The organism is Paenibacillus sp. FSL R5-0475 (assembly GCF_038004585.1).
In the GTDB taxonomy this organism is placed as follows: Bacteria; Bacillota; Bacilli; order Paenibacillales; family Paenibacillaceae; genus Paenibacillus_AQ.
The window spans coordinates 6,584,759-6,609,661 of sequence record NZ_JBBORK010000001.1; the positions used below are offsets into that span (position 1 = coordinate 6,584,759).

Genomic DNA, 24,903 nt, shown 5'->3' on the forward strand with positions numbered 1-24,903 from the left:
CACAACTCAATCTATAGAAAATCGAAAAAACGTATGCTAGAATAGCATCTACATATATACATGTGAAAATGGGAGGAATGGAAATGTTTAAGAAATGGTCAGTCAGGATCTTTGGTGTATTAGCAATTTTTTTGGTTGTGAATTTATCTGCGGGCGCAGGGTTGGAGGTAGAGGCAGCCGCCAAGAAGACAGAGATTATAGTATCCGCTGCAGCCAGCTTGCAAGATAGCTTAGATAAAATGGCGCTTCTCTATGAGAAGAAGCATCCCGATATTGATTTGGTCTTTAATTATGCTGCATCTGGAACATTACAGAAGCAGATTGAGCAGGGTGCTCCGGCTGATCTGTTCTTCTCTGCAGGGGATAAACAGATGAATGCGTTAGTGGATGCTGGACTGATCTCTGACCATAAGGTTCTGCTTAAGAATCAGTTGGTTCTAGTCGTACCTTCGAATTCAAAAGCTTCATTAAATACAATCACTCAACTTACGGATAAATCCTTTAAGAAGGTAGCGGTAGGGCAGCCTGAATCTGTGCCCGCTGGGCAATATGCTCAGCAATCGTTAACTGCGAAGAAGGTATGGGATACGCTGCAAAACAAACTTGTATTTGCGAAGGATGTACGTCAGGTTCTGTCTTACGTCGAAACGGGGAATGTCGATGCAGGCTTTGTATATAAGACAGATGCATTGACTTCAAAAAAGACGAAGATTGCCCTTACTGTAGGCCCGCATGTTCACAAAGCCATTAATTATCCGGCGGGTATCGTGAAGGATTCGAAGAATCAGAAGGAAGCTAAAGAATTTTACAATTATCTTCAAAGCAAAGAGGCTAGTGATATTTTTGCAAGCTATGGCTTCTTGCTTTCTTAAATAAGAAATCATGAGTAGAAGCGGGGTGAATAAGGATGGAAATAAATTGGACTGATTTCTTCGCCCCGGTATGGCTTTCCGTTAAAATTTCTGTAATTACCAGCATCATTGTATTTATTCTTGCAACGGCCGCGGCCAAGGCTATGGCGGGTCGGAAATTTCCTGGTTATAGCTTGGTTGAGACTGTAATGCTTCTTCCTCTCGTATTGCCGCCGACAGTTGTCGGATTTGTATTATTGGTCGTCTTAGGTCGTCGCAGCTGGATTGGCAGATGGTATGAACAAATGACGGAGCATACGATCCTTTTTACATGGGGGGTTGCGGTTATCGCCGCGGTTGTCGTAGCTTTTCCTCTCGTTTACCGTACGGTGAAGGCGGGCTTTGAAGGCGTGGAAGCGGATCTTGAGGATGCGGCGCGTGCGCAGGGAGCGAGCGAACTGCAGGTACTGCGTTATGTCACATTGCCCCTTGCAGGTCGGTCACTCGCTGCTGGGTATGTTCTAGGTTTTGCCCGCGGTTTAGGAGAATTTGGCGCAACGATCATGGTAGCTGGAAATATTCCTGGCCGCACGCAGACTGTACCTACAGCGATCTATGTCGCGGTGGATGGCGGCAACATGACCCTTGCTTGGATGTGGGTGTGCTCCATTATTGTTATGTCTGCTGTGATGTTGATGTTTGTGAACCGGCGTACTTAATTATGCTCGAGTGAGATCGCTCCGCTGACTTCAGTGGGAATGTCGATTGGAAATCTTGATAAATTTAAAAAAACCTAGCCCATCCAGGAGTAACCTGGGATGGACTAGGTTTTTTTTTTCTTTAGAAACGCACCGTTAAAACAAAACCTCTTTAATAAGAAGCAAGCCTGTGACTATCAGGTTTCGTAAATAATCGTCCCGATTTCCGTGAGATCATATCCGTGAATGGACCCAAGCTCACTTTGAAAGGCTGGCGAGCGTAAAATATTAATCACGGTGGCGATCCATTGCTCATGCTCCGGTTTCTTAAGCATCACTAGATCGTAAGACTCCTGAATCAAGGGAATGAAATCAATGCCATCGACAATCTGAGCAGCTTTCTCGGTACCGATGGCCACATCAGCTTCCCCTCGTGCCACTTTACCAGCGACTGCCAAATGACTATTCTCCTCCTGCGCATATCCAGATAGGCTTGCGGCAGGAATGCCGTGCAATCGGAGTTGCTCATCCAATAACACACGTGCACCAGCGCCTCGTTCTCTATTAATCAGTGTAAGTCCATCCTGTTGCAGATGAGACCATTCATGAAGACCTTTAGGATTTCCCTTTTGAACATACAATCCTGCACTTCGGGTCAACAGACGCACTACAACATAAGAGAAGCCTACAAGGATTTTACGAATATAGGGAAGGTTATATTCTCCAGTATCCCCGTCGAGCAGATGCGTACTGACGATGTCCGATTCGCCCTGATACATGGCAATCAGACTATCTAGACTGCCAGCGTAAGAACGAAGAGGGCGCTCAGTGGGCAGGCAACGCTCCAAATAGGTGGCTAGAATATCGAGTGACATATCCTGACCCGTAATCACGAGGCTGTGTCCTGTAGCTTTACTATTAAATTGGCCAGAATGTGTGGCAACTTGTGTTAGATTTGCTCCAGCAAAAGTCAGCGGCGATGTCGATAGGGTCATGCCACTTCGAGCATTCTGTTTGTAGGCTTCTAAATCGGATTGATCCACACGCATCTGTTTTCCTACACGGTAGGAGGGAAGCTCCCCTTTTTTAATCAGATCATATACTTTTAATTTCGAGATCTTCAGTAAACGGGCAATTTCCTCAGTCGTATAGGATGTGTTATCAGACATGACAAAAGCCTCCAGAACTTCATAATAGGACAAGACTACCTTATTTTGAAGTCCTGTGCAATTAGGCTATTGTGCTTTACCTGCCTGCTGTGTATTGGATAATTTGATTAATTCTGAAACGGTGACAAATCGAAAACCTTGCTTTTCTAATTCCGGCAAAATAATTTTGAGCGCTTCCCTGGTTTGGGATTGTCCATGCACATGATCATGAAACAGGACGATGTCACCGTTATGTGCATTTCGAATAACCTTGTTCGCGATACTCTGCACGCCAGGGCGATTCCAGTCACGTGTATCTTGATGCCAGGACCATAAAATAGGCTTTAGGCCCATGTTATTTGAAGTATCAACTAGTGTCTCGTCATACATGCCACCCGGGGGTCTGAACAAAGCACTATGCTTTCCAGAAACCTTTATGATTTCTTCTTCGGTTAAATTAAGCTCCCGCTCAAACTGGGCTTTATTAATAGGTTTTCTAAAATAGACGTGATTGTAGGTATGGTTAGCTAATTCATGTCCTTCGGAAATGACTCGTTTCGCCACATCTGGATACGCTGCAATTCTTTTTCCTATGGCAAAGAAGGTGCATTTCGCATGATATTGACTCAATACCTTTAATATTTGATCGGTTTCAGAAGGGTCAGGACCGTCATCAAACGTTAATGCAATCACTTTTTGGTTAGTATGTACTTCCCAAATCATGTCTCCTCTTTTTTCGTAGTAGTCGCGGTTCTTGCTCGGGCTACCTAGAGCGGAGTTCGTGAAGCATAACAAGAGAGAGAGGGTAGTCATCATAATTTTGCTGCTAGTTTTCATGAATTCACCTGTTTTTTTTATTTTAGAATGCTCCTTTGGAGGGTCAAAATATTCATAGTTTCAGTTTTGTAAAGACAATCAGCCTTTTTTCATGTTCTTTCTTCTTTCTGCTATATCTCCCTGTACAAGTAATAAGATTCATTCTGGCTTCAGTAGACTTTCCAAAAATTCGTTCCAAGGGTGCTTCAGCAGTGGTGAAGATTTCTACAGATTCTACAATATAAGTTAGTTTTCGCCCGTCCGCATTGGATACCGTTATTTCATCACCGTGCTTAAGCTTTTTGAGGTTGAAAAAAATAGCTGGACCAATATAACTATCCACATGCCCGTCTAAAATTACATTTCCCTTAGCACCTGGTAATATTCCTGGGTACAGAATTCCTGCAATATTGCTATCCTTAGGGACATCCATTTGTCCATCTGGAAGCAATGTAACGGTCTCTATTTTGGCGCTTACTTTAATAGCTGGAATGCTAAGCTGAGTAGGCAGGATAGGTTTGGGTAATGATGGTTTAATATCGATCTTTTGAATAGTTTTAGTAGGAGTTATCGTTTCTTGCTGCTGTGTTTGTAGTGACTTCGTGTCTGGTCTGCTTTCCTGCGAATGTGAGTCAGTACAACTGGCAGTGGTTAAAGTGATGAAGGTTAATATAAATGAAGATATCCATTTTTTCATGTGTAAGAAAAGAAAGAGGGGATTCCCCCTCTTTCATCCTCCCTATTCAGTTTGTTCGCTAGCACCGCCATGGCCTGTTTTTGGCATTTTTGTTGCTTTCATGTGAATGCTCTTAGTGTTAATGCTTTTAGCCTTCATGCTCTTTGCATGAATTCCTTTAGTGGAGTGGCTCTTCATATGCATTTTCTTTTCATGCATTTTATGTTCTTTTTCTTTCTTCATTTTCTCAGCATGTACTTTTTTCTCATGTTTCGTTTCGGCTGGTGCAGCAGAAGCAGAAGCCGCAGAAGCAACGGATAGCATCAAGCAAGTGGATAAAAGAGCTACGGACAATTTCTTCATTATCATTTAGTGGATTCCTCCTAGATGTTTTTTGCCTACGAAGATTAATATCTCCATTTCAATTGCTTTTAGATTGGTGGATTGCTTCCATTGCAGTTTGGGATTGGGATAACGTTGTATTTTGATGTGAAAATTGTTATGAAAATGCCTTATAATGAAGTTCAATATATAGACATTTGGTTAGGGGTGGGAATATGACACTTATTGAAAAAAGAGAACACCGGCAATATCCGGAAATTACCCGCCTAGAAACGTCGAGAGCTGCTTATGAGCGTGATTATTCACGCTTGATTCATTCGCCTACTTTTCGTAGGCTGCAAGGCAAATCTCAAGTGTTCGGGGCTGGCACGGGTGATTATTACCGGACGCGTCTAACTCATTCACTTGAAGTCGCTCAGATTGCACGTGAGGCAGCGAAAAGTCTGCTTAGATCTTATCCAGAGGTGGAGACAAGTAAAGCGGAGAACCCAGGACTTGTAATAGATCCAGAGGTTGTAGAATGCGCGGCCATTGCTCATGATTTTGGTCATCCTCCTTTCGGGCATAAAGGGGAAGAGGTACTGGATAACATTCTGGACCAGCTTATTGAAAAGAAGACGAATGAGGCTGCCCTGCAATCAGGAGCAACGGGTGCAGATAGGCTGCTCATTCATGAGCAGATGAAGCAGCGCTATGAGCATTTTGAAGGCAATGCTCATAATTATCGGCTGATTATGTTTCTGGAGAAGCGTGAGAACATTGATGGACTAAATCTGTCGGATGCAGTGCTTCTCGGAATAAATAAATATCCGTTTCCCGGTACCTCACTTAAGAAGGGAATGTACCTTCACGAATGGGCATATATTTCGGAGATTCGCAAAGAGTGGGGAATACCAGCAGGTAAGAAAACGTTGGAAGCTCAGCTGATGGACCTTTGCGACGATATCGCTTATTCTGCACATGATTTGGAGGATGGAATTAAGGCTGGAAAGATTGAAGTGCATGAACACTTTATGCATGATTCCTATATTCAGCGGCTGATCGTAGAGAAAATTTCAACGTTAGAGGATTTCTTCTGGAAGGGTTGGGAGGAGGAAGGTATCCGTGCTAAGGTTGAAGAGGTGCTTAGTTCATTTCTTCGAGTATGGATGGAAAAGATGCCAACCTGCGAGAACGACTATTCCAGAACTCGGCGTGAAGTTAAGGCTTATTGGGTTAGCACCTTTGTCGCAAGTCTTGGGGTGATTCCTGATGGAGACTGGAAGAAGGTCACCTTTATAAAGGAAGGAAAAGAAGATGAGGATATGCTACGGACCGTAAGTGTGCTGAAGAGCTTCGCTTGGGTCACGATGATTCGTGATTTACGAGTACAGCGGCTTCAGAAACGTAGTGAATGGATTCTGCGCCGTCTATGGGGAGCTTTTCTTGATCCGCAGACATCCAAAGCCATTATTCCATCGGACTGGCTGCAACGCTTTGAGAAGGATCAGAAACAAGCGAATCCTATTTGGACGTGGGAACATATGGTGATTGATTATATCGCAGGGATGACGGATGCCTTTGCTGAGAAAATATACAATGAGCTATACGGGTTGAAAGTCGGATCGATTTATGACTTGGATTAGATAAAACAGAAGATTAAGTTAAGGCCAGCCTCCAATCCATTGGAGACTGGCCTTTTGTTTGTTTTTTATAGAACGGGGAATATTTTGTTAGTATTTTGTTATTATTAATTCGACTATATTTATGTTTCTTAACCCTGATATTCAGTGTTTATTATAACAAAATAGCTATTTATAAAAATAAGTTATTGTTTGTATGCTATTTTGGTGCTAATATAATAACTAAATTGTTATTGGTAATAAATGGGGAGGTGGTTGATAAAGAAGTCGAATCTTCTGCTTGAGTAATAATGAAAACCTTTACAAAACGGGAGGGTAAAACGAATGAAGAGGTTCAAAAAAAGCTTTGCTCTATTTCTTACAGCAGTAATGCTCGTTACAATGGCTGTGCCTGCGCTAGCTAACGGAAAAACAAATGAAAACCTCAAGGCGCACTGGGCTGGAGAAAGTGTAGAGAAGTGGCAGGGTAATGGTGTTATTCAAGGTTATCCGGACGGCTCTTTTAAGCCGGATCATAAAGTAACGCGTGCTGAGCTTGTAAGTATTATTAATAAGCTATTTGGATTTAGCACTCTTTCGGAAATGTCATTCTCGGATGTACCTGCTAAAGCTTGGTATGCAAGCGCTTTATCTATAGCAAAGCAAGCTGGCTATTACAAAGGTTTTCCTGATAATAAAGCGAAAGCGGATACTGAAGTAACTCGTCAAGATGCTGCAACATTAATTGCTTCTGTTTTTTCACTGGAGCCAGGCACTAAAGCGAGTGCCTTTACAGACCAAGCATCCATCAGCGCTTACGCTAAAGAGGCTACCCTAGCATTGAGTGGAATTCTATCCGGATATCCAGATGGTACATTTCGTCCGAACGACCCAATTACAAGAGCGGAGGTAGTCACTATCGTTGACAGATTGATTAGCGGCTACTACAACACAGCCGGTACATTCACTGGGGGAGATATCCATGGGAATATTGTCATTAACCAAAGTGGGGTTGAACTAAAGAATGTAGCTGCATCAGGCAACCTTTATTTTACCTCCGGTATTGGTGATGGTGAGGGTGTCTTGGAGAATGTAAAAGTACAAGGTAATGTACTTATATCTGGTGGTGGCGAGCATTCGATTCATTTAAAAAATTCTAAATTGGCTGCTGTAAAAGTGAATCGTCCTGAAGGAAAAGTTCGGGTCGTTATAGAGGACCGTATGGTCATCACTCAACTGACTATTGATAGTGCTTCTATTATAGAAGTAGGCTCAGGTTCTACAATCGATCAGCTTGTGATTGGTAACGGTGCAACGGGAACGTTGATTACAACAAAAGGTACCATTAGCAAGCTTGTAGTAAGTGCTTCCTCTGTAGTCTTAAATGGAGTGACTATAGTAGAAGGAACATACACTGTGAAGGATGGAGTTCTTGTAGGACAGGGAACAAGCACACCGGCGCCTGGGGGCTCAGGTGGAACTAGTGTAGAGCCTACAGCAACGCCAGTACCGACGGCTACTCCGGAACCTACAGCAACGGCTGCTCCAACGGCAACACCAGAAGCTGGGGTTCATATCGTTGACGTAGATGCATCGGCTGCTACCAAATCGTTATTTGCTTATCTGGATAGCATGAGCGGTAAACAAGTTATGTTCGGTCATCAGCATGATACTACCGTCTCTTTTGCCGGAAAGGATAAGAACGGAAATGTTATTTCTGACGTATACAGCTCCACTGGTGATTATCCTGGGGTTTTTGGTTGGGACACCCTTAGTTTAGATGGATATGAGAATCCTCCTGGAGTTAGCGGAGATTATGAAGCGAGTAGATTAGGATTATCTGCTGCCATGAAGCAGGCTTATGATTTGGGTGGTATTGTAACGCTAAGTACACATCCGTACAATTTTGTTACGGGTGGAAGCTTTAACGATACAGGGAATTCCAAAGGAGCAACGCGCTCGGTAGTATCACGTATTTTGCCGGGCGGAGATAAGAATGGAGAGTTTAATAAATATCTGGATCGCATCTCTGATTTTGCGAACAATCTTAAGGATGACGATGGCAACCTGATTCCAGTTCTGTTCCGTCCTTTCCACGAACAAAATGGAGGTTGGTTCTGGTGGGGTGCGGCTACAACGACAAAGAGTGAATACGCGGAACTGTACAGATATACAGTTGAATACCTACGTGATGTTAAAGGCGTTCATAACTTCCTTTATGTATTCTCACCAAACGGATCTTTTAATGGAAATGAAAGTGAATATTTAACGACTTATCCAGGTGATCAATTTGTTGATATTCTTGGAATGGATCAGTATGACAACAAGGAGAATGCGGGTTCGGAGGCTTTCCTCAGTGGTCTTGTTAAAGACCTTAAGATGATTTCTCAGCTTGCTCAAGACAAAGGTAAGATTGTTACCCTATCTGAGTATGGTTATAGTGCTGCTGGTATGAAAACAACAGGCAATAATGAGCTGGAATGGTTCACTAAAGTATTGAATGCGATCAAGGCTGACCCTGATGCGGCAAAAATATCTTATATGCTGACTTGGGCGAACTTTGGTGAAGGTAATAATCTGTATGTTCCTTATAAGAATGTTCCTAACAAAGCAGATCATGAGTTGCTTCCTGATTTTGTGAATTTCTATAAAGATGATTTCACGGCTTTTGCGAGCGATGTGAAAGATGATAATAAGTACAATCTCGAGGTTGAAGTGGCAGGAAAGAAACCTTTCCTCCACATTGTAACTCCGAATAATATCAGTACAATAACAGATGCCGTAACCGTCATTCGGGCCAAGGTATTAAATGCAGTGCCTAGCAAAGTGACTTATACTGTGGGTGATTCTGGAGTAGAGGTGGAAATGACGCTCGGTGCGGACGGTTACTATAGCGCTTCATGGCAGCCAGACGCTAGTCTGAATGGCAGTTCAGCAGAGATTACAGTGAGGGCATATGGAACTGGAGATGCTACACTTACACAGACTAATTCTGTATTCTTAAAAATCAATGAAGCGCCAATAAAGGTACTTAATTTTGATACTGACAAGGATTTGGAGCAAATCCAAAACAATGGTACTTGGTCAGGGCTCGCCAATAACGCAGAGACGATCAAGACGGTCTTGCAGCATGCGTCACTAGATGCTGACGGTAAGCTAGTTATTAACATTACTGAAGGGCTGTCTGCTGAGGATACTTGGCAGGAACTGAAGCTGCAATTGAATGATCTTGCACTGGATGGAGTGGAACTGTCTCAAGTTACACGTCTGAAGTTCTCCGTGTTAATTCCGGAGGCTGCTCAGAATGAGGCAAACAATGCTGCGGTACGCAGTGTGATTCAGTTGCCACCAGATTGGGATACAAAGTATGGCATGGACTCATCCTATAAATCTTTGTCCGATCTTGAGAAAGTTAACGTGGGTGGATCACAGTATTATAAATTTGATGTTTCGATTGTTCTGGATAATGCCGCTAAATCAACCGAAGCCACTGGTCTAGCGATATCTCTGGTTGGCAGTGGTTTGGAAGTGCAAGGTGAATTGCCAATCTATGTAGATAATATCGGTCTTTATAATACGTATACTGCACCTGTTGCTGACAAAGCACTGGTAGATAATTTTGAATCTTATGGCTCAAGTGATGAAGCACTGATAGCCAAATATCCTAAGGCTGGCGGAGATGACGTGAGCGTATCTTTAAGCTCCGAGCATAAGGCATCTGGGGATTACGGAATGAAACTGCACTATACGATTAATAATGCAGGTTATACCGGAGTAGGTAAAAGTCTGGGTTCGCTGGACTGGTCCGACTATAATGCACTCAGTATGTGGGTAGCTTCCGATGGAGACAACGCTTATGCTGAGAAAGGTGAGCCGCTTAAGCTAGTGGTGCAGCTTGTCGTTGATGGAGGATATTTCGAAGCCTATCCGGTCATTAATCCAGACAAGAACGGTAAAATAGTATTAAGTTTGAAGAATTTGACGGAGATGAGCTGGGGAAAAGCCGGAGAGCTTACACAGGAAAGATTGAAGCAAGTTCAGAGCTTTAATTTGTATGTGAATGCGATGGACGGACAGAGCCACGAAGGTTCGCTCTACTTTGACGATATTCAAGCGGTCTATGACGGGACACTTCCGGATATGTCGGAAGAAGGAAATGGAGGTTCGCAGGGACATGCGCCTGGCGTGTTATACACCTTCGCTACAGAAGCTGATATTGCAGGATGGGCTACAACAAACGGTTCGTCTGCCAACGCTCAACCTCCAGTATTTGATACCAATGAAGAAGCGGCAAGTGTACAATTTGATTTGATTAATACTGGCAATGATACAAATGGCAGCTCCAAAGAATCCTTTGAACTTGCTATTAATCCTGAGAAACTGAATATTACAGGGCTGGATACGATCAGCGCTAAGGTTAAGCTCTCGAGTGGTGCAGCTAAAGCGCGTCTATTCATCAAGACAGGTGCGGACTGGAAATGGAGCGACAGCGGTGATCCTGTGCCTGTAGATTCTAAGGGTTATACGACCTTATCTATTTCACTGCCTACTGCAGCAGCAGGGGTGGGCGTAGATTTGGCTGCTGTAAAGACGATTGGGATTAAAATTGAGGATGTTTCCAATGATGGAGGAACTGCGAAGCTTTATTTGAAGGAAGTATCTCTGGAGAAAGCTGTCCCGGATGTTCACTATGGCTTCGAGACGGGGAATGACGGTTGGGCTATCAATTCTGGTACAGCCACAGTATCTTCTGATGTATATGCTGAAGGTAATCAATCTTTGAAGCTTGATTTCGCATGGAATGGAGAGGATAAAGATCCTTTTATAGCAGCATCAAAAGTAGCTGCACTTGATCTGAGCTCATTCTCCAAGCTTACTGCTAAAGTTAGAATCGTCTCTGACCAGCCTGATGTTCAAGCGAAGCTGTTTCTTCAATTAGGTGGCTATGCAGTATGGGTAGATTCGGGTGCGAAGATAGCTGCTCAGGATGGATTCACGGAGTTCACGATTGATCTCAGCAACAATTCCATTCTATCGCCTGAGAATTTGAAGAAAGTAGATGCCATTGGCATTCAGTTTGTTACACCTTCTACGGCTGGAACCGCTACAGCTTATATTGACGAGATCATAGCTTCTAATTAAGCGCGCTGCGATCCAGGTATGAAATAAGGGTCCCTGCATGTCCATTAGGATTGCCTAATAGATATGCAGGGACTATTTTGTATGATCAGTTTATAGATAAAGTTGAATAGTATTCAAGCACTGTTCTTTCTAGTTCGGTGACAAATGCTTCTTTCCCATCCATATAAGCTTCAATGTCCTTCGGAAATTGATTCGCAAGATCCTCTTTTAGATTACCGTATTGTTCTGCTGCCTCGCCACTCATACCGAACTCGCCCATACATTCGTAACCGAGCTCTGTCATTTGCGCGTTGAAGTCATCAATGACTTCGATATTTCGTACAACAGGCATCATATCAATGATTGGTTTAGCTTTTAGCCCAGGAACAGAAGTGCTGCCAATATGGTGAATATCAATAAGTGCATCAGCGAAGATCTCTTTAATCTTACGAGATTCTTCTTGGAAGATAAGATTCCATTCCTCATTGTATTGTGTGACAGTAACATCCATTTCGCTAACCTCTCTTTATGTTTGATTCCTGGATTTTTTTATTATAGAACAAGTGTTCTTAATAATCAAATGCTAAATTTAATATTGGCGGGCATAATCAACGAGATTTAGGGATGGAGTGCCAGTAGATAAATAGGAATTTATATTTTCGGTAAAAATATTTACGATTCGATTAGCGTATTGATCGGTTATGCCAGCAGAATGAGGAGTGATGACTACCTGCTCCATAGTCCAAAGTGGATGATCCTGCGGGAGGGGTTCGGTTTCGAATACATCCAATCCCGCACCACGAAGCTGACCGCGATTCAGTGCGTGGATTAGAGCCTCAGTATCAGTAGTTGCTCCACGTCCAACGTTTATGTAATAGGAGCCTTGTTTAAAGGCAGAGAAGATTGCAGTATTAAATAATTGCTTAGTTTCATCGGTGATAGGGAGAATATTGATGATGAAGTCGCCTTGGCTCACAGCTTCTGGCAGATGGTCAGTGGTATATACTTGATCAAAATCAGCGAGTGGCTTGCCTGAGCGGCTTACTCCGATCGTCTTCATCCGGAAAGCTTTAGCGATTCTGGCAGTTTCGCTGCCGATGGCTCCAGTTCCAACAATAACGGCTGTCTTTCCGAACAATTCACTCTCACTTCCGTCAGAATTCCAGTAGCGGTTCATCTGATTGCGAACGGCTGTATGCAAATTACGTGTGAAGAGAAGCATGAAGCCAAAGATTACCGCAGAAATAGGCTCGGCATGCACTCCGCTCCCACTAGTCAATAGGATTCCACGTTCCTTAAAACGCTCTAACGGGAGCTTCTCAATTCCAGCAGACCAGGATTGGACCCAGCGAAGGGGCGAATCTGGACGAAGAAGCGTATCGGCGATGCCTTTAGCCCAGCCGATTACGATTTCAGCATCAGCTAGCAGCTGTAAATCCGGATTTTTGCCGTCACCTTGTATGAATGTATAACCGGGGGCTGATGCTTTGATCCTTTCTTGTTGCTCGACTGTAAGTGGTTGTAGACATACTATGGACTTAGTCATGATGTATTCCTCCTGCTCTAAGGTTTGATGGAAATGGATAATGTTATAGGATAAGGATACCAAATCTATAGGAGAAGGTGAAATTGATATGGATGCTAACGTGTCGGATAAAGATTCAGAACGATTATTTATTGCTGTGAAATTACCCTCAGAACTTGGGCAAGTTGTGGCGGAAGAGTGCTCTAACCTATCTCAAAAGTTTCATTTTGCAAAATGGACTCATCCAGAGGATTATCATATTACCCTGCAATTTTTAGGAGACACCCCAAAGACGAAAATCCCGGATTTAATCATGTCGTTGAAGCAGATGTCAGAGCAATGCAGCCCCTTCAAACTATCCTTAGACAAATGGAATACATTTGGTCTGCCAAAGGCTCCAAAAGTTTTATGGGTAGGGGTTTCTGGCGAACTAGAAGAGCTGAATTTACTGGCTGCGAGAGTACACACTGCTACACTTCCTTTAGGTTTTTCGGCCGAATCCAGGGAGTACAAACCACATCTCACAGTGGCTCGAAAGTACCTTGGAAAAATTTCATTTGATGATAAATTGCTGGAAAATTTACTGAAATTGGATGATGAAAAAAGATCAAAAATCTTTCATAGAGACTGGACGATTGATAGTTTTGTGTTGTATGCTACCAGAATGTATGCCATTCCTATGTATGAAATGATTGAAAATATTACATTTTAAAATCGGTATTTAAGTTTTCAAAGCTTCCGTTTTCGGTTACATACAATAGGAATGTGCCGTGAAATAGGAGGAATATCATGTTAATCTTTAAACAAAACCGCTGTATCGCGTTGCTTGTTGGCGTTATACTAGTGTGTTTCTCTGCCATAAGCTTAATGCAGCCTAATCAGGTTGCCGAGGGGAAAATAGATAATCTGCAGATGGATAAGCTGCAATCCACCAGCCGAGCATCGGTAATTAATTATTTGCAAGAAGAATCAAAATCTAGTAAGACGAGGGGCACTACAAAAGTTTCACAAACGAATAAGCTTTACAGCACAGTCAACCTGTTCAGTTCCACTTGGAAACCAGAGCAGAGTGTAGAATGGCTTAGTAAGAATAAAATAAAGCCACAAAATACATCGCAGGCTTCCATAGTTCGGGTAAAGGCTGATGTAGCACAATCTAATTCAGCTGCGCAGAAAGCGACAGCGAAAAAGAGCGCTCAGACTGTAGTTAAGACAGTCTCGGCATCTCAGAAAAATCCCCTCACAACATTATACTTCTCTCGGACCGAGCTATTAAGCCAGGAGCAGCAAAGTAAAGCAACCCGGCGCTACGCAGTATCCGAAGAAGAACTGCTTCTGCTACAAAAAATTGTAATGGCAGAGGCGGAAGGTGAACCGTACCAGGGCAAGGTGGCAGTTGCCAACGTTGTTCTGAATAGGCTACGGTCAGCCAATTTCCCCGACACGATATATAAGGTCATTTATCAAAAGCATCAATTCAGTCCTGTAGCTAACGGGCGTCTTAAACGTGTCAAGCCTAATGATGATAGTATTAAAGCGGTGAACGCGGCGCTCTCTGGGGTGAAGGAAGTTCCCGATAGTACTTATTTTTTCCTATCGCTTAAGCTTGCGCAGGATCTTACCGTACATCATTCGCAGGAGTATGTGAAGACCATTGGTAATCATACGTTTTATAAATAATTGACCTTATCTGTGAACCTCAGCTATTTATAGGGTAAACTAGACTATATAACCCTGGAGGTGGAAGAATTGTCATGAAGATCACTTATTACGGACACTCAGCGCTGCTGGTAGAAACAGAGCAAGCGAAAGTTATTATTGACCCTTTTTTGTCAGGAAATCCGAACTCCGGTATTTCACCTGATGACATTACTGTAGATGCTGTCCTGCTGACTCACGGTCACTCGGATCATTTAGGTGATGCTGTGCAAATTGCCAAACAGAATGATTGTCCGATCTTTGCTGTTTTTGAGCTTGCAGAATACTGCCGAATGAAGGGTGCCAAGGTTAAACATATGAATATAGGCGGCAGTCATATTTATGATGCTATTACCGTTAAATATACTCAGGCGTTTCATTCCTCATCGATTCAGGAAGGCGACGTTTGGATTTATGCTGGACAACCCGCAGGTATTTTATTGACGATTGAGGGGAAGACGTTATTCCATGCAGGTGATACCGCACTATTCAGCGATCTGCGTCTGATTGGTGAAAGAACTGCGATTGATTTGGCGGCTCTGCCAATTGGCGATATGCTGACCATGGGACCGGATGATGCGCTCCTTGCTGCGCGCTGGCTTCAAGCGGACAAGGTCATACCACTTCATTACAATACATTTCCGGATATTGCTCAGGATGCTATGGATTTCTGTAATCGTCTGCGACAAGAGGGGATAGAGGGATTCCCGCTTAAAGCTGGTGAAAGTATAGAAATTTAATAAATCCTGATTACATGTCTATACAAAAAAAAGCAGATAGCCGGGAATTTCCCTGGCTACCTGCTTTTCTTTATGGTGTAATGCACACAGGCTCTTCGCCTCGGGCTTGAGATCTTGCTCCTCTGATATCAGCTGTTTTGTCTGCGGGGTTGCCTAACATCTGCAGAACGGTAGTCGCGCAACTTTGCGGTTGATGTTTATCAGGGGCTAGACGGAGTTTACGCTGCTCTTCGAGAACAGAATACTCACGAAGCATCATAGAGAACCATTTGTTCACTACCTCACAGTCAAGTACCTCTGCTAGTCCTAGCTCTACGAAATATTGGCAGTTTTTCTCTTCCTGACCTGGAATAGCTTTATAGAAGAGCATTGGAATTCCCTTAGCCTGACCTTCGGTACAGGTCATACCGCCAGGCTTTGTGATTAGAAGGTCGGAAGCATCCATCAGTTTATTGATTTCACTGGTGTATCCAAGAATCCTGACGTTAGGATGATTAAGCCTTGGATTGGACTTCATTTTGGCTATAAGCTTCTCGTTACTGCCCATACAGAAGATGAGTTGGATGTTATCCATTCTGGCTGTGAGTGAATTCATAATCTCTTTGCCGAACATAAGTCCCCAGCCTCCACCCATTATGAGAACAGTAGGGATATCGGCTAGACCTAGTTCCTTGCGGAGCAGCGTCTTGTTGGATCGTTCCCAGAACTTCGGATGCACAGGAATGCCTGTGACCGTTACAAGCTCAGGAGCAATCCCTCGGCCTGTTAGAATTGATTTGACGCGTGGGGTAGAGACGAGATATCGATTGACCTCGGAATTTACCCAGCTACCATGTGCATCATAATCTGTAATTAACGTATACAGCGGAACCTCCAATCCACGACGCTTTAGTCTGGAAATGACAGCGGCCGGAATGGGGTGTGTGCAAATAATCAAATCAGGCTTTAGCTGTTCGATCACTTGAGAGGCATGTGTATAAAAAATCCGGTGAAGTGCCATCTTAGTCAACGGGTTCAATGATTTATGATATTGTGTCTTATACATCATGCCGACCAGCTTAGGCTGGCTGCTAACTGTTTTTCGGTAAGCGGAAAGAATCCATGGGGCGACCATCGGGTTAAGAAATTTACCTAGCTCGATGACTCGGCACTGGACATCCGGATTCAGCAGCTTTATTCCTTCGGCCAGAGCATAGGCTGCTCCTGTGTGGCCCGTACCGAAGCCTTCCGAAAACAGCAGTACTCTTTTCTTTCGCATAAGTTCACCTGCTACTTTCCTTTTCAATAGAAATGCGGAATTTCTTCTTAAATAGATGAGGGAAAACTGTTCTCTACTCACATTATACAAATAAGACGTAAATAGAAAGTTAAAACCCTGCAATAAATAAAAAAATAAAAGATTTTCTAAAGTATTGCAAACTGCAAAGCTACATGTTAAAGTAATGAATGACCAATTGACCGGATTAGTAAAGTGGTCAGATAGTCAGCGGTAATGATATTTTCTGGAGAAAGGAAGTGGGCACAGGTGGCAGTGGTGGATCGAAGACAGCAGGTGCTTCAGGCCGCAGCAAAATCATTTTCATTATTCGGATATAAGGCGACTACCATGGATCAGGTTGCTAAGATCGCAAATGTCGGGAAAGGAACCATCTACACCTTTTTTACAAACAAAGAGCAATTGTTTGATGAGATCCTGCGCGATATGATGGTAGAAATGAAGATGATTGCTGATCGCGAGATCAGGCGAGACAGACCTTTCTTTGATAACCTGCATCGTGTGCTGGATGCCCTGCTGGAATTTCGAAGTGAGCAGGAGCTATTCATCAAGCTTTCCCAGGAGAGTCGCGAATTCGGAACGCCGCAGGCAGGAGAAGGGCTCGAGAAGATCGAGAACTTAGTTTTAGAATATTTAGAACGGGAGGTGCAACAAGCCCTTGAAAAGGGAGAAATCAAACCTTGCGATCCTAAAATCGTATCTGTAGTCATGTTCAGGCTATATATTGTATTGACTGCTGAACTGAATAAAACACATACTCCCTTGGACAAGGAACAGATCAAGATGTACTTTCATTTGTTTCTCGCCGAAGGACTGGCACAGTAAGCGTTGATTCAGGATAGGGATGGCGTGATTAGATTGCTTTCCCTTAACAATTTCCAAGCTGTTTTAGGCATTGAAGAAGAGCCGAAAGGCGTTTTTTTATCCCCTAAATTGACCGAATGGGGAAAACGGTCACCTAGTGTTACGTAATATTTCGCAAACAAAGCATTTTAAAGAGAGCATAAGCTCATAAGGAGAGAACCAGAATGAAATCATTATCCGTATTTACCAAGGATCTTGGCGCAGCACTGAGAAATCCAAAGGTGCTGATTCCGATGATTGCCATCCTATTTATTCCGGTGATGTATAGCGGATTCTTCCTAAAGGCATTCTGGGATCCGTATGGCAAGATGAATGAGTTACCGGTTGCTGTGGTCAACCAAGACGTCGGTGCTAATTATGAAGGAAAACAACTTCAGGCCGGAGATGATCTGGTTGAGGAGCTTAAGGTAACCGATGGCTTTCAATGGAACTTTGTTTCACTAGAAGAAGCGCAAGCAGGAATGAAGGACAATACCTATTATATGGCGATTATTGTTCCAGAAGACTTCTCTGCTAAAGCAACAACGCTTTTGGATGATGAACCACAACCGGCAAAAATTATTTATGAGCCAAATGAAGGCTACAACTTCCTGGCCGGACAGATCGGTGGAACGGCTGTATCAGAAATTAAATCTAAAGTATCCGCTAAGGTAACAGAGGCTTATGTGGAGTCTGTATTCAATCAGATTACAGAAGTTTCTGATGGATTGGGCGAGGCGGGAGATGGAGCTTCCAAGATCGCAGATGGCGCTGGTAAGCTAGATGACGGAGCCTTGAAGCTGAAAGATAATCTTCTTGTACTGACAGATGGTACAGGTAAACTTCAAAATGGTGTAGAACCACTTACTAAAGGTGTGTCTGATTTAAATTCAGGTGCTACTGCAATTCAAACGGGTTCTAGCACTTTGGCAGGCGGTTTGCAACAATTGTCGGCTGCTCATACACAGCTTCAAGATGGCGTTGCACAAAGCGCTGCCGGCAGTAAACAGCTTAGTGACGGCTTGAAGCAAGCTGTAACAGGTGCCACACAGCTTCAAGCAGGTACGAAGTCTGCTGTAGATGGTACTACTAAATTACAAGCAGGAACACAATCTTTAGTTGACGGCAGCGCGAAGCTGGAAGCAGGTCTAACCTCTTCCGTGGATGGCAGCGCGAAGCTAGAGGCAGGCTTGCAGGCTTCCGCAGAAGGTAGCACAAAGGTTACTGAGGGCGCTAAAGCGGTCGCTCAAGGCTTGCAGCAATTGGCACAGGCTAGTCCTGAGTTGGCACAGAATCCGGCCGTACAGAAGCTCCTAGCAGCTAGTGCAGCTGTTGCACAAGGTAGTGAGCAACTGCAACAAAGTCAAGAGCAGCTGGCACAGGGTGCTACTGCACTCCACAGTGGGCAAGAGCAACTGGCACAAGGTGCAACTCAACTGCACTCAGGTTCACAGCAGGTAGCTGCTGGTGTAACTCAGTTGCATGATGGAGCACAGCAATTAAATGCTGGTAGCACACAGCTTTTGACAGGACAGCAAAAACTGGCACAAGGCGCATCTGCACTTGTAACAGGTGGCAATAAGCTGAATGCAGGGATGCAACAATTTGGTGCGAAGCTTAAAGAAGCTGCAGCTGGAGGCAGCAAGCTGGCTGAAGGCGGTAAAGCGCTTGGCGATGGTACCTCAAAACTGCTAAGTGGTGTAGGCGAACTAGGTTCCGGTATCAGTGCTGTAGCAGATGGTTCGAAAAAACTGGCTGACGGTGCAGGCGAGCTGAAAGATGGTATGGATGATCTGAAATCTGGATCAACAGAACTGGCAACTAAGCTTAGCGATGCTGCTGAAAAAACAGGCAGCGTGAATAAGTCAGATAAAATGATGGAAATGTTCGCACAACCGGTTGTGATTGAGGATCAAGTTGTAAATCATGTACCAAACTACGGAACAGGGTTTGCTCCTTACTTCTTATCTCTTGGTTTGTTCGTAGGTGCACTGATTTCTACAATTGTTATTCCAATGCGTGAATCAGCTGTAATAGGCGCAAGCCGTATGAATCGTTTTATCAGCCGTACGCTTACGTTCTCAATCATGAGCTTTATCCAGTCTATGCTGGCTGCTGTGGTTGTATTGTACGGACTTGGACTAGAAGTACAAAGTGTACCGCTATTCTTCCTATTTACATTCTTGACTAGTCTAGTTTACACATGGGTAGTTCAATCCATTGTTACTTGGTTGGATCAACCGGGACGTTTTGTTGTTATCGTTATTCTTATTTTCCAATTAACAACTAGTGCCGGAACATTCCCACTTGAATTGATCCCGAACTGGATGAAATTCTTTAACCCACTGCTTCCTATGACTTACACAGTTAGTGGTCTTAAATCAGTAATTTCTACAGGGGACTTCAGTGCAATGTGGAGTGACGTAGGTGTTCTTGCAATCTTCGGTCTTGGGTTCCTTGCTCTTACTTTCGCTTACTTCATGACCCGCAGTCGGGACAATGAAGCTGGAATGAACAGTGAACAAGCTATGACTGTATAATTTGAAAAAAAGTAATTAAAAAGCGTCTCCTCCGGGAGGCGCTTTTTTTTTGAGTTTAAATCATAGAACCCTTTTTCTTGCAAACATTCAAGGGTGATGAAAATTCTTGAAACGCTTTCATTGCATAAGTTCTTATGCGTCATTTATGCATAATTATACATAGATGAGTTTTTTTAAACTTTTGTCCACTAAAGCTGTGTCGCAAAAAGAAATGTTAATCAGCATCATAAAAAAGTTTAAATTGCGCTGTTGTCACCCCGGTGATAAAATAATAGCACTAATCTGGCTTGAATAATTATTAAAATTTTAATCTGAAAAATTTTCCAAAGATTACGCCATACTTTATAATAGAAAGGTTGCGTTCGATGAGACACACTGAACTGCCCGGAAAACAGGGCCTGTATGATCCCCAGTTCGAAAAAGATGCTTGCGGCATGGGATTTGTAGCCCATATTAAAGGCAAACCGTCCCATGATATTGTTAGTAACGCTTTAACAATGCTCTTTAATATGGAGCATCGTGGCGGACAAGGTAGCGAACCCAACTCTGGTGACGGAGCAGGTATCATGCTTCAAATTCCGCACCGTTTCTTTGCTAGTGAAGCCCAGAAGCTTGGCTTTGCTTTGCCGGAACAAGGCCATTATGGCGTAGGTATGATTTTTCTATCTCATAACGAGAAAGTTCGGGCTCAACATGAGGCTCTCTTAAGCAAAATTATTGCTGAAGAAGGTCAGGAAGTACTCGGCTATCGTGATGTACCTACCTATGATGAAATGCTTGGCAAAACTGCGAAGGCTGCAAAGCCTTTTGTGCGCCAAGTGTTTATCGGTCGCTCGGCCTCGGTTACGAACGAATTGTCTTTTGAGCGTAAGCTTTATGTCATCCGCAAACGTGCAGAGCTTGCGATTCGCTACGGTGGTGTAGAAGAGGCTGAAGCCTTCTATATCCCAAGCTTGTCATGTCGTAAGATCGTGTACAAAGGCATGCTGACTACAGAACAAGTCGGACAATTCTACCTGGATTTGCAGAACGAAGAGCTGGAATCAGCAATCGCGTTAGTTCACTCCCGTTTCAGTACGAATACCTTCCCAAGCTGGGAACGTGCGCATCCCTACCGCTTTATGATCCACAATGGTGAGATCAATACCTTGCGCGGAAATGTGAACTGGATGCATGCTCGCCAGTCGCTGTTCAAGAGTGAAGTGTTCGGCGAAGATCTGAGTAAGATCAAACCTGTTATAAACCCGGATGGATCGGACACTGCAATGTTCGATAATACCTTTGAGTTTCTTTATTTGAGCGGACGCTCCTTGACACAAGTAGCCATGATGATGGTTCCTGAACCATGGAGCAATCATGACAGTATGGACGCCGACAAGAAAGCTTTTTACGAATACCACAGCACTTTGATGGAGCCATGGGACGGACCTGCTGCAATGGGCTTTACAGATGGTGTGCAAATCGGCGCTATTCTGGACCGTAACGGCTTGCGACCTGCTCGTTATTATGTAACAAAGGACGACATGATTATTCTATCCTCCGAAGCGGGTGTACTGGACATTCCAGCAGAGGACATCTTATATAAAGACCGCCTGAAGCCTGGACGCATGCTGCTCGTGGATACGAAGGAAGGCCGTATTATCTCCGATGAGGAAGTCAAATCGGCTATCGCGACTGAGAAGCCTTACCGCCAATGGCTGGATGAGCATTTGATTAGTCTCGAAGAGCTTCCAGATGCGCCTGAGCTACCAAATCCTAAGCATGACAATGTGCAGCAGCTGCAGCAAGCGTTCGGCTATACTTTTGAGGACTTGCGCAAGGTGCTTGAACCAATGGCATCTACTGGCGCTGAAGCTGTAGGTTCCATGGGTTATGATGCGCCGCTCGCTGTGCTTTCAGACCGTCCGCAGCGTCTATATAACTATTTCAAACAAATGTTTGCTCAGGTAACGAATCCACCAATCGATGCTATTCGCGAAGAGCTGGTTACCTCTACTACGACTACAATTGGACCAGAGCGTAACTTGCTTAAACCAGAACCAGAAAGCTGTCGCCAAATCTCGCTGCACACACCGATTCTTTCGAATGAAGACTTTGCTAAAATTCGTCATGTTCGTCGTGCAGGCTTCAAGTCGATGTCTATTCCGATTCTTTTCCCAGCTGAGCTCGGAGCAGAAGGAATGCGTATCGCACTTGAGCGTATGAACGAGGCTGCTGATCGCGTTATGGCTAAAGGTCATAACATTCTGATTCTGACGGACCGCGGTGTGGACCGTGAGAATGCTGCGATTCCTGCTCTACTTGCGGTATCGAGCTTGCATCACCATCTGATCCGGCAAGGAACACGGACAAAAGTTAGTATTTTGCTTGAATCCGGTGAACCTCGTGAAGTCCATCATTATGCACTTCTGCTTGGTTATGGTGTGAGTGCAGTCAATCCGTATCTGGCCTTTGAAAGCTTGGATGATATGATCGGCCAAGGCTTACTGCGGGGAATCTCGCATGAGAAGGCTGTGAAGAACTATATTAAAGCTGCGACTAAGAGCGTAGTTAAGATTCTTTCCAAAATGGGGATTTCGACTATTCAATCCTACCGGGGCGCGCAGATCTTTGAAGCTGTGGGTCTGAACTCGGAATTCGTGGATCGTTACTTTACTTGGACACCTTCCCGCATTGGCGGTATTGGTCTGGAGGAAGTAGCAACCGAGGCACTTATCCATCATAACCGTGCTTTCACGGAAAAAGACGGAAATGATAAAGTGCTTGATTCCGGTGGTGATTATCAATGGCGAAACGATGGGGAAGATCATTTGTTCAACCCACAGACCATTCATCTGCTTCAGCACTCCGTGCGTAGTGGAGATTATAAGATGTACAAGAAATATGCTGCACTTGTTCAAGGTGAAAGTGAGAAGCATCTGACGATTCGTTCCTTATTACAGTTCAAGTCAGCTTATGAACCGATTCCATTAGAAGAAGTAGAGCCAGTGGAGTCCATTATGAAACGGTTCAAGACGGGTGCGATGTCCTTTGGTTCCATTAGTAAGGAAGCGCATGAGACCCTCGCTATTGCAATGAACCGGATCGGTGGTAAGAGTAATACTGGTGAGGGCGGAGAAGATCCAGCCCGCTATATCCCGGACAGCAACGGCGATTCCCGTCGCAGTGCGATTAAACAAGTAGCTTCCGGACGTTTTGGAGTTACATCTAACTACCTTGTTAACGCTGATGAGATCCAGATTAAGATGGCTCAGGGTGCTAAACCAGGGGAAGGCGGACAGCTTCCAGGACGTAAAGTTTATCCATGGGTGGCTGAAGTGCGCGGTTCAACAGCTGGTGTGGGCTTGATTTCACCTCCGCCGCATCATGATATTTATTCGATTGAGGATTTGGCAGAGCTGATCTACGATCTGAAGAATGCCAATCCACGTGCAAACATTAATGTTAAGCTCGTCTCTGAAGTCGGAGTAGGTACGATTGCTGCTGGCGTAGCCAAAGGGCGCGCTGATATTATCCTGGTAAGTGGCTATGACGGGGGGACAGGTGCATCTCCGATGAACTCCATTCGTCATGCAGGTCTTCCATGGGAACTTGGCTTGGCCGAAACGCATCAGACGTTGATGCTGAACAATCTGCGTGACCGCGTTGTACTGGAAACAGACGGAAAAATGCTTAGCGGACGCGATCTAGCCGTAGCTGTATTACTGGGTGCTGAAGAGTATGGTTTCGCTACTGCTCCGTTAGTAGCTGTGGGTTGTATCATGATGCGTGTCTGCCAAATGGATACTTGTCCGGTTGGTGTAGCGACACAAAATCCAGATCTTCGTAAGAACTTTACGGGTGATCCACAGCATGTAGTTAACTTTATGACCTTTGTGGCACAGGATTTACGCGAAATTATGGCGAGTCTTGGCTTCCGTACGATTCAAGAGATGGTTGGCCGTACAGATTGCTTAGACGCTGCTCAAGCTTCGCAGCATTGGAAGAAGAAGGGCGTAGATTTGAGTAGTCTGCTGCATGTACCGGAAATGCCAGAGGGAAGCACACGCTTCTGCAGTAAACGTCAGAATCATGGTCTGGAAGAGACGCTTGATGTCTCTAAACTGCTGGATCTGGCTGCATCTGCACTGGAATCTGGAACGGCTGTAGAAGCATCGTTACCGATTACGAACGTTAATCGTGCCGTTGGAACCATTCTTGGTAGCGAGCTGACACGTAAATACGGGGCAGCCGGCTTGCCTGATGATACAATTCGTCTTCATTTCACCGGTTCTGCTGGTCAAAGCTTGGGTGCATTCGTTCCTAAGGGGATCACACTTACGGTGGAAGGCGATTCCAATGACTACGTTGGTAAGGGACTGTCGGGTGGTAAGATTATTATCAAACCATCTCCAAAAGCTACCTTTGCAGCTGAGGACAATATCATTATCGGAAATACTGCATTCTACGGAGCAACAGCTGGAGAAGCTTATATCAACGGTATCGCCGGTGAACGCTTTGCCGTTCGTAATTCTGGAGCGAAGGTTGTTGTAGAAGGTGTGGGTGACCACGGTTGTGAATACATGACTGGAGGCCGTGTGGTTGTTCTTGGTGAAACAGGCCGTAACTTTGCGGCAGGGATGTCAGGTGGTATCGCTTATGTTTACGATCCAGAGAGATCCTTCATCGGCCGCTGCAATCTCGAGATGGTACTTCTCGAGAGAGTGGAAGAGCCAGAAGAGATCGAAGAGCTGCGCGAGCTGATTAGCCGTCATGTAGAGCTTACAGGCAGTAAGGCGGGAGCGCGGGTATTGGATCAGTGGGCAGATAGCTTGCCGAAGTTTGTTCGTGTCATTCCGAAGGATTACAAACGGATGATGGAGCAGATTCGCAAAGTGGAGCAAACCGGATTGACCGGCGAGGCTGCTTTGATGGCCGCATTTGAAGCGAATATGCGGGAGCTTGCACGTGTAGGTGGCTAAATACCTGCATTCTGAAAAAAACAGGTAATATTGAATGAAGAGATATAAGGGACTTGGACTCTTTCGT

Annotated in this window: 17 protein-coding genes; 10 read left to right on the top strand and 7 right to left on the bottom strand. The window is 44.3% G+C overall.

Features of this window, described 5'->3' with window-relative positions:
• Positions 1–83 precede the first annotated feature (83 nt).
• A complete protein-coding gene (modA, locus tag MKX41_RS29385) occupies positions 84–872 on the top strand; it encodes a molybdate ABC transporter substrate-binding protein (protein WP_340974297.1) in 789 nt (262 codons plus the stop codon).
• Positions 873–907: 35 nt separating this feature from the next.
• Complete coding sequence (modB, locus tag MKX41_RS29390) at positions 908–1,570, top strand: molybdate ABC transporter permease subunit (protein ID WP_340974298.1); 663 nt, start codon at positions 908–910, stop codon at positions 1,568–1,570.
• 176 nt (positions 1,571–1,746) lie between these two features.
• Here the strand turns inward: modB and MKX41_RS29395 are convergent, their stop codons facing one another.
• The 4 genes from MKX41_RS29395 to MKX41_RS29410 all read right to left on the bottom strand — a co-directional run bounded on the left by MKX41_RS29395 (position 1,747) and on the right by MKX41_RS29410 (position 4,558).
• Positions 1,747–2,718: a helix-turn-helix transcriptional regulator gene (locus MKX41_RS29395; RefSeq protein WP_340974300.1), complete on the bottom strand. Its 972-nt coding sequence runs from the start codon at positions 2,716–2,718 to the stop codon at positions 1,747–1,749.
• Between the two features lie 66 nt (positions 2,719–2,784).
• Entirely contained in the window at positions 2,785–3,420 is a 636-nt protein-coding gene (locus tag MKX41_RS29400; protein WP_231573388.1) for a polysaccharide deacetylase family protein, read from the bottom strand.
• A gap of 166 nt (positions 3,421–3,586) precedes the next feature.
• Positions 3,587–4,210: a class F sortase gene (locus tag MKX41_RS29405; protein ID WP_340974302.1), complete on the bottom strand. Its 624-nt coding sequence runs from the start codon at positions 4,208–4,210 to the stop codon at positions 3,587–3,589.
• A 42-nt stretch (positions 4,211–4,252) separates the two neighbouring features.
• A complete protein-coding gene (locus MKX41_RS29410; protein WP_339269021.1) occupies positions 4,253–4,558 on the bottom strand; it encodes a hypothetical protein in 306 nt (101 codons plus the stop codon).
• A 188-nt stretch (positions 4,559–4,746) separates the two neighbouring features.
• Here MKX41_RS29410 and MKX41_RS29415 point away from each other — a divergent pair, with 188 nt between their 5' ends.
• Together MKX41_RS29415 and MKX41_RS29420 are read left to right on the top strand one after the other, a co-directional pair.
• Positions 4,747–6,156: a deoxyguanosinetriphosphate triphosphohydrolase family protein gene (locus MKX41_RS29415; protein ID WP_339245170.1), complete on the top strand. Its 1,410-nt coding sequence runs from the start codon at positions 4,747–4,749 to the stop codon at positions 6,154–6,156.
• A 321-nt stretch (positions 6,157–6,477) separates the two neighbouring features.
• Positions 6,478–11,274 carry a glycosyl hydrolase gene (locus MKX41_RS29420; RefSeq protein ID WP_340974305.1) on the top strand — a complete coding sequence of 1,599 codons (4,797 nt, stop codon included), beginning with the start codon at positions 6,478–6,480 and terminating at the stop codon, positions 11,272–11,274.
• Between the two features lie 85 nt (positions 11,275–11,359).
• Here the strand turns inward: MKX41_RS29420 and MKX41_RS29425 are convergent, their stop codons facing one another.
• Both MKX41_RS29425 and MKX41_RS29430 read right to left on the bottom strand, forming a co-directional pair.
• Positions 11,360–11,764, bottom strand: coding sequence for a GrpB family protein (locus MKX41_RS29425; protein ID WP_340974306.1), 405 nt, complete (start codon positions 11,762–11,764; stop codon positions 11,360–11,362).
• A 78-nt stretch (positions 11,765–11,842) separates the two neighbouring features.
• Positions 11,843–12,799 (bottom strand): D-2-hydroxyacid dehydrogenase, encoded by a 957-nt coding sequence (locus MKX41_RS29430; protein ID WP_340974307.1) that lies wholly within the window; start codon positions 12,797–12,799, stop codon positions 11,843–11,845.
• 88 nt (positions 12,800–12,887) lie between these two features.
• On the opposite strand from MKX41_RS29430, the gene thpR reads away from it, so the two are divergent.
• The 3 genes from thpR (at position 12,888) to MKX41_RS29445 (ending at position 15,216) form a co-directional block, all read left to right on the top strand.
• Entirely contained in the window at positions 12,888–13,490 is a 603-nt protein-coding gene (thpR, locus tag MKX41_RS29435) for an RNA 2',3'-cyclic phosphodiesterase (RefSeq protein ID WP_339269029.1), read from the top strand.
• 77 nt (positions 13,491–13,567) lie between these two features.
• Positions 13,568–14,458, top strand: a complete 891-nt coding sequence (locus MKX41_RS29440) for a cell wall hydrolase (RefSeq protein ID WP_076283914.1) — start codon at positions 13,568–13,570, stop codon at positions 14,456–14,458.
• Between the two features lie 74 nt (positions 14,459–14,532).
• A complete protein-coding gene (locus MKX41_RS29445; RefSeq protein ID WP_339245178.1) occupies positions 14,533–15,216 on the top strand; it encodes a metal-dependent hydrolase in 684 nt (227 codons plus the stop codon).
• A gap of 70 nt (positions 15,217–15,286) precedes the next feature.
• Here MKX41_RS29445 and MKX41_RS29450 read toward each other — a convergent pair whose 3' ends face one another.
• Positions 15,287–16,474, bottom strand: coding sequence for an MGDG synthase family glycosyltransferase (locus tag MKX41_RS29450; RefSeq protein ID WP_340974308.1), 1,188 nt, complete (start codon positions 16,472–16,474; stop codon positions 15,287–15,289).
• Between the two features lie 267 nt (positions 16,475–16,741).
• Here MKX41_RS29450 and MKX41_RS29455 point away from each other — a divergent pair, with 267 nt between their 5' ends.
• From MKX41_RS29455 to gltB, 3 genes are all read left to right on the top strand, one after another.
• Positions 16,742–17,317, top strand: a complete 576-nt coding sequence (locus tag MKX41_RS29455; RefSeq protein ID WP_179085738.1) for a TetR/AcrR family transcriptional regulator — start codon at positions 16,742–16,744, stop codon at positions 17,315–17,317.
• Positions 17,318–17,520: 203 nt separating this feature from the next.
• On the top strand, positions 17,521–19,875 hold the full coding sequence (locus MKX41_RS29460) for a YhgE/Pip domain-containing protein (protein ID WP_042185237.1): 2,355 nt from the start codon (positions 17,521–17,523) through the stop codon (positions 19,873–19,875).
• A 365-nt stretch (positions 19,876–20,240) separates the two neighbouring features.
• Entirely contained in the window at positions 20,241–24,836 is a 4,596-nt protein-coding gene (gltB, locus tag MKX41_RS29465; protein ID WP_340974311.1) for a glutamate synthase large subunit, read from the top strand.
• The last annotated feature ends 67 nt before the right edge of the window (positions 24,837–24,903 follow it).

Excerpts from the sequence above, each read along its gene's own strand:
- modA (WP_340974297.1), top strand. The coding sequence starts at position 84 with ATGTTTAAGAAATGGTCAGTCAGGATCTTTGGTGTATTAGCAATTTTT.
- modB (WP_340974298.1), top strand. The coding sequence starts at position 908 with ATGGAAATAAATTGGACTGATTTCTTCGCCCCGGTATGGCTTTCCGTT.
- MKX41_RS29395 (WP_340974300.1), bottom strand. The coding sequence starts at position 2,718 with ATGTCTGATAACACATCCTATACGACTGAGGAAATTGCCCGTTTACTG.
- MKX41_RS29400 (WP_231573388.1), bottom strand. The coding sequence starts at position 3,420 with ATGATTTGGGAAGTACATACTAACCAAAAAGTGATTGCATTAACGTTT.
- MKX41_RS29405 (WP_340974302.1), bottom strand. The coding sequence starts at position 4,210 with ATGAAAAAATGGATATCTTCATTTATATTAACCTTCATCACTTTAACC.
- MKX41_RS29410 (WP_339269021.1), bottom strand. The coding sequence starts at position 4,558 with ATGATAATGAAGAAATTGTCCGTAGCTCTTTTATCCACTTGCTTGATG.
- MKX41_RS29415 (WP_339245170.1), top strand. The coding sequence starts at position 4,747 with ATGACACTTATTGAAAAAAGAGAACACCGGCAATATCCGGAAATTACC.
- MKX41_RS29420 (WP_340974305.1), top strand. The coding sequence starts at position 6,478 with ATGAAGAGGTTCAAAAAAAGCTTTGCTCTATTTCTTACAGCAGTAATG.
- MKX41_RS29425 (WP_340974306.1), bottom strand. The coding sequence starts at position 11,764 with ATGGATGTTACTGTCACACAATACAATGAGGAATGGAATCTTATCTTC.
- MKX41_RS29430 (WP_340974307.1), bottom strand. The coding sequence starts at position 12,799 with ATGACTAAGTCCATAGTATGTCTACAACCACTTACAGTCGAGCAACAA.
- thpR (WP_339269029.1), top strand. The coding sequence starts at position 12,888 with ATGGATGCTAACGTGTCGGATAAAGATTCAGAACGATTATTTATTGCT.
- MKX41_RS29440 (WP_076283914.1), top strand. The coding sequence starts at position 13,568 with ATGTTAATCTTTAAACAAAACCGCTGTATCGCGTTGCTTGTTGGCGTT.
- MKX41_RS29445 (WP_339245178.1), top strand. The coding sequence starts at position 14,533 with ATGAAGATCACTTATTACGGACACTCAGCGCTGCTGGTAGAAACAGAG.
- MKX41_RS29450 (WP_340974308.1), bottom strand. The coding sequence starts at position 16,474 with ATGCGAAAGAAAAGAGTACTGCTGTTTTCGGAAGGCTTCGGTACGGGC.
- MKX41_RS29460 (WP_042185237.1), top strand. The coding sequence starts at position 17,521 with ATGAAATCATTATCCGTATTTACCAAGGATCTTGGCGCAGCACTGAGA.
- gltB (WP_340974311.1), top strand. The coding sequence starts at position 20,241 with ATGAGACACACTGAACTGCCCGGAAAACAGGGCCTGTATGATCCCCAG.